This window comes from Burkholderia sp. BCC1977 (assembly GCF_905339595.1).
In the GTDB taxonomy this organism is placed as follows: Bacteria; Pseudomonadota; Gammaproteobacteria; order Burkholderiales; family Burkholderiaceae; genus Burkholderia.
The window spans coordinates 47,553-55,017 of the sequence record NZ_CAJPGQ010000050.1 but is presented as its reverse complement, the minus strand read 5'-3'; the positions used below and the strand labels follow the sequence as shown (position 1 = coordinate 55,017).

Here is a 7,465-nt window from a genome sequence, read left to right as displayed (position 1 = left end):
CCAAAACTATCGATAATTCACGTTATGTAAAGTCAGATCGCTAGCTTTCCCGATGTTCGTCATCGGTTGTCGAACGGCATTCCTCATAGCAATGATCGAGGGTTTACGCTAGTTTACGCGTGCCTTTCCGCAGCCCTACAAAACGCCACGTGTCTGACCAACCACGCCACGGCGCACTGCGGGAGTTTCTCGACCTGATCGACGGTCTATCGACTGCCGAAATCGCCCGCCGATTGCGCTGCTGCACACGCACTGTACGCAACTACCTGGCCGGGCGCTCCCCGATCCCTTGGCACCGCATTGAAATGCTGCGGCTGCTCGCGCTCGAAGCGCTTGGGGATATCGGCCATGATTCAACTGCCGAAGAAGCTCCCGTTGTTGCAACTCTAGATCCCGATCCGGCTGCGCCGGACGTGACCCCCGACGAAATGTTGGCATGGGTCGGCGTCCATTCGCCGCATCATCTGTCCAGCAAACGGAGCCTCACGCACTACGTGCGTGGATGGAACGTCGTGGACAAAATCCGTCGCGCGAAGGCTGACGGAACGTTCACGACCGTGTTGGCGCGCTGGCGCACGCTGGTCGTCGAGCTGCCACGCATGTGGCGCTCCGGTCCAATGTGGGCCGGTATCGGCCCGCCAGCATACACGTCAAAGTGACCCGGATCGCGACCAGATCGCGATCCCTACCGCTTCGAGTACATGGTTCGGCCGGTGCGAGTCCCAGGTGCTAATACTCGTCCTGCCCACTGTCCGGCGTGTACTTTGGTTCGTGCTAACCCTTGTGGTAACGACGCTCCCACTCGGCGAGCGGCAGCGGTCGTTCCCGTAGCCAGTAGTCGCTGAAATATTCTTTTCGAATAACGACGTGCTCGTTGCAATAACCGCGGTGGCGGCGATTCATTTCCTGGAGCGCGTACGCTGGTATATCGAGATAGCCCACCATGTTATTCCACGAAAGATAGAGGCATTGTCGTGGAGAAATTGGCATCGTGACTTCAATGGTTGAGCTTCCGAGCGCGGGGCTTCGGAGTAGCGGCGGAAGCTTGTACAGCTCAGGATCAAACCATGCACATGGGTGATCGGACGTCAAGAATCCGATAGAATCATCGGTACATAAGACGGCCAGATTCATCTTCGCTAAGGGCGGAACAACCGCGGCCAACATCGGGGCTATCATGTTTTGAATAGGTTTCGTGGCCAGCGCGCGCACCTGCTCGTGCGTGAGGCTATGCCCGTTGCCGGGCGTAGCCATTTGTGCCGCAGCTGCACGCTTCTCGTGGCTCGCGCATGCCATCTTTTGCGCTAAATCATCTGCAATTCGCAAGACATTTCCCCACTGCTGCGCCTGGTGATCTCGCGATGTGGGCGTCCGAAAATGGGCTGCGCCCACGAAGAAGCACAAGTATAGGTGTTCGTCGTGTTCGAGTGGTCGCCTCGCCTCAAACACGTTCTTGCGGATACCCACGAATCGGTCTTCCAGCGTCGACAACGTCGCTTCAATACGCAAATCGCGCGTGCCGTCTGCGCGCTCGATCGTGTACATGTCCGTTTCCGTGAACAGTTTCCGTGGTGAGCGTCGAAAGGGCGTACCACCAGCGCGCGGATAAACCCATACGTACGGGTCTTGCCCCGGTGGGCAGTCCGGGTCACACCATGCTTTCATGTACGAAGCCGGTACGAAGTGCTGCTTTTTGTGAGTTTTCGCCATCGCCCTACCCGCTGAATGCCGAAGAACCATACGTTACCGTACCTGATGATTCTAACAAACGTGTGTGTTGATGCATCGTCAATCCAGGCGCGATTTCGTTGTGCTAGGCTCGCGCCTTTCATTTACACAACAAACGAAAGGGCAAAACCACACGATGAAAGAATTCCTGCTGCTACTCGTAGTCTTCGCAATATGGGTCGCCACGTGGCGGCTTCTCGCGCGGCACTGGCGAAGTAAAGGATGGAATGCGGTCGTCTCGCATGCGGCTGCGGCGATTGTCGGATTCGTGCTGTGCATCTTCGCCGCCGGCATAATTCTGCCGCCCAGCGAATCGACGCAGACGTCGGAGAAACCGGCCGCCGTGACTGCCGAGACTGAACACGCGGCATCCGCAATTGTTCCAGTCGAGACCGCGAAAGCCAGCGCCGCTTCGAGCGCCGATGCAACGACGAAGTCGCACGAGTCATGGCCCACGCCGGCCACTATGGATGTGCCGCGGCTTGGCGAAGAGAAACGCTATGTCGCAGACCAAACGTGTCTTGATGAATCGGAGTGCTATGGACCGAAGCGATTCGAGCGCGATATTTTCAAACGCTATCCGGATCTCGCGAAAATCAAGTACCACCCACTCCAGGACGAAGCCAATGATGCAGACACGGTTGCTATGCGTCGCGAGCAATTCGTCCACGGTCTCTATTTCGCAAAGCAGATCAAACTCGCGAACGGTCAGACGCTGTTCGACTTCATGACGACTTGCGCAACGGGCTTCAATTCGCTTGATGGCGCTGAGTCCGCATACGACACCAAGACTAACGTATCCTACTTCGACGTTCGATATTACCCGACACTCCGACGGGCCGACACTGGTGAACCAGTCGAGATGCAGATACTGTTCGAGCGGCGTGACGATCGGTTCGTTGCGCAAAGCCCGTTCTTCACATCGAACGCCGTTCGCTATGCAGATTTTCTCCAGCGTCATCGGTTGAAGTGCTGGAGCGATCAGAGCTAGTCACCGCTGTCGCTATGAGGCTCGCCATCGCGGGCCTCGTCGCTTTTCTCTGTGAGATTTGCATGAGCTTCCAGAAATGTCCGCAAATCACACTGCTCTACCTCGCCTTCCGAAAGTGCGACCGATGCCTATCCGTCGTCGGGTCGTCGCGCAACTCCAGCTCCAGGTCGGTCACGAAACCGTCACTACCGATCCGATGCGTTGCCTTCTTCACCAGCCACGCCGTTTCGTCGATTTCCGGTTTGAAGCCGCTCACCGTGACAGGCGTTTCCGGAAACAGGTCGGCCTGCCCACGCGCGAGCGAGTAATCGAGCGTCGCCTGGCTGCGTTGCGTGCGTGTGAATTCTGCTTGCGCTGCAGCGCGTGCTTCGGCCTCGGTCGCGTAGTCCTCCGGCAGCACCTTCACGTTGTGATTGTTTTCGCCGCCGACGATGACTGATTTCCGTTTCGCCTTTCCGTTCGAATGGTAGTGCGCGCGCACGGCCGAGTAATTTTCGCGCTCGGACACATGATAGCGGTGCGTGTCACCATCCGCGCGCGTCAGGTTGAGCACCTTCAGCGCTTTCCCGCTCGCGGTCTTGCCCGTGCCGATCGGCATAAACAGCAGCCGCTTGTCCTTCACGTTCATAACGGCGTCGTAACGCTTCGCGAGCCGCGTCAAGAACGACATATCGCTTTCATGTGTCTGGTCGATATGTGCAATCTGAATTTTCGCGAGCTTGTCGCCGACCGTCGGCGTCAGCGAATAACGCTTCGCGATGGTCTGCACGATCGTTGCGATCGTCTGCTTGTGCCAGCTCTTTTCACGGCGTTCCTGCATCCCGTTCGTCATCGCGGCCGACCGCGCACGCACGGTGATCGTGTCAGGCGCCCCGCTGTGTTCGACTTCGTTCACAACGAACGTGCCCTTGTCGACGAGTGGGTCGCCGGCCCATCCGATCGATACCTTGATTTCGTCGCCGCGCTTCGGAATTGCCAGATCATTCCGTGAATCGTCCAGCACCAGGTCGATTGTGTCGGCCTCGTCAGACCGAGCCTCAGACAGCGTCAGCGATTCAAGCCGCGGCAGGAACCGGCGTGAAATGTTCTTGCCGCCGAGCGTAATGCGGTAGTCGGGCTTCGGCTCGATGCGATCCGATCGACGCCGCTCGTCGACTCCGTATTCACTTACCGTCGTCATTACCCACCTCGTCGTCCGTGTTAGCGTCCGGCTCCTGGTCGACGCGCAGCGCATCGTCGTCGACGCGCTCGAGTGTTAGCGTGAAGTCGATTTTCTTCGGCACCCCCTCGGGCGTGTGATATCGCTGCGTTTCGTTCAGGCTGGTGATTACGAATACCCCATAAACGACTCCCATTCCATCGACCAGGACGTAGCCGTCGCCAGCGTCGGCCATGTCGGCAAGGCGCTTAATCGACGCGATCGAGCCGATGGCTTGAGGGGCCACCATGCCGTGCAGCGTGATTGTGTCGTCGCCCTGCCCCGTGTACTGGCGTGAGTCGCGTACACCGATTCGCGATTTCTTCGGATGCTTCCACTGTCGGTGCCGTTGCAGTTCGTGATACGGCGCCGTCGTCAGGTTGAAGGCGAATTGGTCGAGCGACAGTAGCGATGTCAGCATCGGTTTATCTCCGTGAAGGTCAATCCGACAGCCGCGAGCCGCTACGTGCGCGCTTCGCTCGCTCGCGACGGTCGAGTTCGGCCGCGACCGCACGCGCGATCGCCTGCGGATCCGTTCCTGGCTGTGGGTGAATGTGGATCGTGATGGGCGCCGGCGCCATGCTGGCGGCCGTTGCGGCCACGGGCGCGGCCGGTGCGAGCGTCAGCGGCGGTCGACGGTCGATCGCTATCGGTTGCCGTACGACGGCCGCGGCCGCCGCTTCGCCGAGCTGCGACGCCGGCGCGGCACCACTCGTCGTCGGCAACGTCAGTGCCGGCATGCTGAACGCCGGCGTGCCGAACGCTGTAACCGCGGCCGTGGCGACACCGAGTGCTGCGCGTGCGACTCGATGCTGCTCGCCGTCGATCCCGATCGCCGCGCCCTGCCCGACGAATCCGCCGAGTTCGGCGAACACCCGGCTAGGGCTATGAATGCCGAGCTTCTGTTTGAACCAGGAAATCGCGCTTTCGCCAATGTTGTTCAGCGCCTGGCGCATCGCAGACATGCCGCCCATGAACCCTGCAATCATGCCCTCGATAATCTGACCGCCAATCGTCCTGAAGCGTCCGACCAAGCCGAACACAAACCCGATTATCTGGTCCCAATGTCGCACGACAACGCCGAGCAGCGTCCAGTTCATGAAATAGTCGACGATGCCACGGCCGACCGCTGCGGCGGTGCTCGCGATCCAATCCCACGTTGCGCCCGCTGCCGCCTTGATCGTGTCCCAATGGCGAACGATGACGCCGACGAGCGTCCAGTTCATGAAGAAGTCCACTACGGCGCCGGCCGCAGAAGCGATGCCGGCCTTGATGAGTTCCCAAATGGCAAGCGTGATCGCTTTCAGGTCTTCCCAATGGGCGACGATGAAGCCAATGATTGTCCAGTTCATCAGGTATTGCGTGATCCATTCGACGACGCTGCTGAACACGTTTTTCACTCCGTTCCAGACACCCGCGAAAAACGCCTTGATCGGTGTCCAATACTGGTAAATCAGGTAGGCGGCACCAGCAATGACTGCGACGATGGCCGTGATTGCCAGGCCGATTGGCGTCATCAACATCGCGCGCCCTGCGAACATCGCGGCGGTTCCGAACATGCGCAACGCTGCGCCGCCGATGCCGAGCGAGCGCGCGAGTATGCCGCCTCCCATGCCGAGGGTTGTCATGCTGAAACGAACAATTGCAAGCGGCCCGAGCACGCCGGCGAGCGCGATCGTAAGCGTTCCCATCACGACCAGGAGCGCAGCGATTGCCGCTACGACGGACAGCACGACCGTCGCGGCCGCACTGTGGTTTTGAATAAGGGAAATAGTGGCCCCCAGCAGCTCGCGCGTTTTGTCCAGGCCGGCGTTGTACAGCGGCGCGATGCGCTCGCCGATCTCGCGCTTGACTTCGCGAATCTTGGCGAGTGCGTCGAGTTCCTTCCCTTGCGTCTGCTCAGCGCCGAGCCGCGCCGCGTCGTCGATTCCGTACGCTCCGGTGTTCAATCGCTCGTTCTTGTGAATCTGCTCGCGCTGCATGTACATCGTCGAAAACAGGTTCGCCGCGGTTCGGTTCGTGAAGATCGTCGAAATCATGTCCTTCACGCGATCCGGGTCGGTGATGCCCTTCGCCGCCATCTTCGGCAACAGCACCTTTTCGAGCCATTCGAGCGGAGACGCTTTGAACAGGTCGCCGCCGAGCAACGCGCCGGGCTTGATCCGCTTAATCATCCCGATCTTGTTGTACTCCACGTTCTTCTTGTCGACCAACCCGAGATTCATCATCTCCTGAGCTGCGCGCACGGTCGTCTTACCTTGGTAGACGTTGCTGTACGCGGACATAAGACCCGTGCCGACGCCGTGGCCGCCCATTTCCTGGATCAGCGGTTCCATCTGGTAATAGAACGCGTCCTGGCGCATCTGCTTTGCAGCGACGCCACCCGTCTGGATGAAGTTTCGCCACTCGTCGCCGCCGACACGGCCGCCAGTCGCCGACAGCACCTTCTGCACCATGTTGGCTTCGTTCTTGAACGTGGCTTCGTCTTTCGTGCCGCCGCGCAGCTCGATGACCTTCAGCATGTTCATGAACTTCTCTTCGTTCGCGTGTGCATCTTCGGCGCCGAACAGCGCTTCGTTTGCGAACTTCATCTTTGCGAGCGTCGGCATCACCATTTGCGCGTGATGCTCGTCAGCGAAGATCGACAGCGCGTCGCGGATCAACGTCATGTTGTCCGACGCGCTCACGCCCATCTGTTTCATGGCGCGTGCGTACTTCTCCGCGTCGCGCGTTGCAACGTCGCCCAGGCCGAGCGCGGTAATACGTGCGCGCTCGTTCATCATCTTCTTCGCTTCGTCGAGCGTTTCGCGCATATCGGTCAGCGTATGCATGCCGGTCGATCGCGCGGCATAGCCGCCGATCGCCATGCCGCCGGCGACGCCCTGCATTGCCTGCATCTTCCCTCGCGCGGCCGCCAACCGCTTTTCACGTTCGGACATGGCTTCAAGCTGGCGCGTCTGCGCCTGCATCGCAACCGTCGTCGTCGTGATGTTCGCGCGCAGGTCTCGTTCATGCTGGGAAAGATTGCGCGTATCGATGCCGGCGCGCGCGAGCCGCTGGCGCAGCGCGTCGACGGATTCGGTCTGCTTCTTCTGTTCTGCACGTAGGCGTGAGGCCGCCTGTCGTGCGCGCGCCAGGTCGGCCACCATCTGCTGCGACGGCGGGCCGAACGTATGCAACGAGCCAGCTAGCGCCTTCACCTTCGCCTGGGCCGCGCCGAGCTTGGTTGCGGTTTCGGCCAGGCCCGAGCGCATGTCGCGAAACGACGCGACTTCCTTCTGCTTCTTTCCGAGTTCGGCCAGCTCGCCGCGGGTGCGCTTCAGCGACTCGGCCAACCCCTTGTTGCTGTTCAGGACGTTCCGAATCGGCTTCGTCCAGTTGTCGATCATGTCGAACATGACCCGCAGTTTCAGGGCGTTATCCATCGTCGCTTCCGCTTCGTATCCGGGCGCGCTCGCGCCATTCCATCAGTTCGGCCAGTTCAAACTCGTACATCGTCGGCGGCGTCCAGCCGGTGAACACCGTCGCGATATCCGCAATCGCGTCCT

The 7,465-nt window shown here is 60.0% G+C and carries 7 protein-coding genes; 2 read left to right on the top strand and 5 right to left on the bottom strand.

Annotated features, from left to right (window positions below; genetic code table 11):
- Positions 1-149 precede the first annotated feature (149 nt).
- Positions 150-659 (top strand): IS21 family transposase, encoded by a 510-nt coding sequence (locus tag U5771_RS29930; RefSeq protein WP_322027309.1) that lies wholly within the window; start codon positions 150-152, stop codon positions 657-659.
- Between the two features lie 115 nt (positions 660-774).
- Here U5771_RS29930 and U5771_RS29925 read toward each other — a convergent pair whose 3' ends face one another.
- Complete coding sequence (locus U5771_RS29925) at positions 775-1,710, bottom strand: DUF4238 domain-containing protein (RefSeq protein WP_322027308.1); 936 nt, start codon at positions 1,708-1,710, stop codon at positions 775-777.
- A gap of 154 nt (positions 1,711-1,864) precedes the next feature.
- On the opposite strand from U5771_RS29925, the gene U5771_RS29920 reads away from it, so the two are divergent.
- The gene (locus U5771_RS29920) at positions 1,865-2,719 is read left to right on the top strand and encodes a hypothetical protein (RefSeq protein ID WP_322027307.1); all 855 of its coding nucleotides are present in this window, start codon (positions 1,865-1,867) and stop codon (positions 2,717-2,719) included.
- 97 nt (positions 2,720-2,816) lie between these two features.
- Here U5771_RS29920 and U5771_RS29915 read toward each other — a convergent pair whose 3' ends face one another.
- From U5771_RS29915 to U5771_RS29900, 4 genes are read right to left on the bottom strand one after another with little or no spacing between them, the layout of a single operon-like run.
- Positions 2,817-3,899 (bottom strand): phage late control D family protein, encoded by a 1,083-nt coding sequence (locus U5771_RS29915; RefSeq protein WP_322027313.1) that lies wholly within the window; start codon positions 3,897-3,899, stop codon positions 2,817-2,819.
- Positions 3,883-4,338, bottom strand: a complete 456-nt coding sequence (locus U5771_RS29910; RefSeq protein ID WP_322027306.1) for a phage tail protein — start codon at positions 4,336-4,338, stop codon at positions 3,883-3,885. Before U5771_RS29910 ends, U5771_RS29915 begins: the two co-directional genes overlap by 17 nt.
- A gap of 19 nt (positions 4,339-4,357) precedes the next feature.
- Positions 4,358-7,342, bottom strand: coding sequence for a hypothetical protein (locus tag U5771_RS29905; protein WP_322027305.1), 2,985 nt, complete (start codon positions 7,340-7,342; stop codon positions 4,358-4,360).
- Positions 7,335-7,457 carry a GpE family phage tail protein gene (locus tag U5771_RS29900; protein ID WP_081053334.1) on the bottom strand — a complete coding sequence of 41 codons (123 nt, stop codon included), beginning with the start codon at positions 7,455-7,457 and terminating at the stop codon, positions 7,335-7,337. The genes U5771_RS29905 and U5771_RS29900 overlap by 8 nt, the downstream gene beginning before the upstream one ends.
- Positions 7,458-7,465 lie beyond the last annotated feature (8 nt).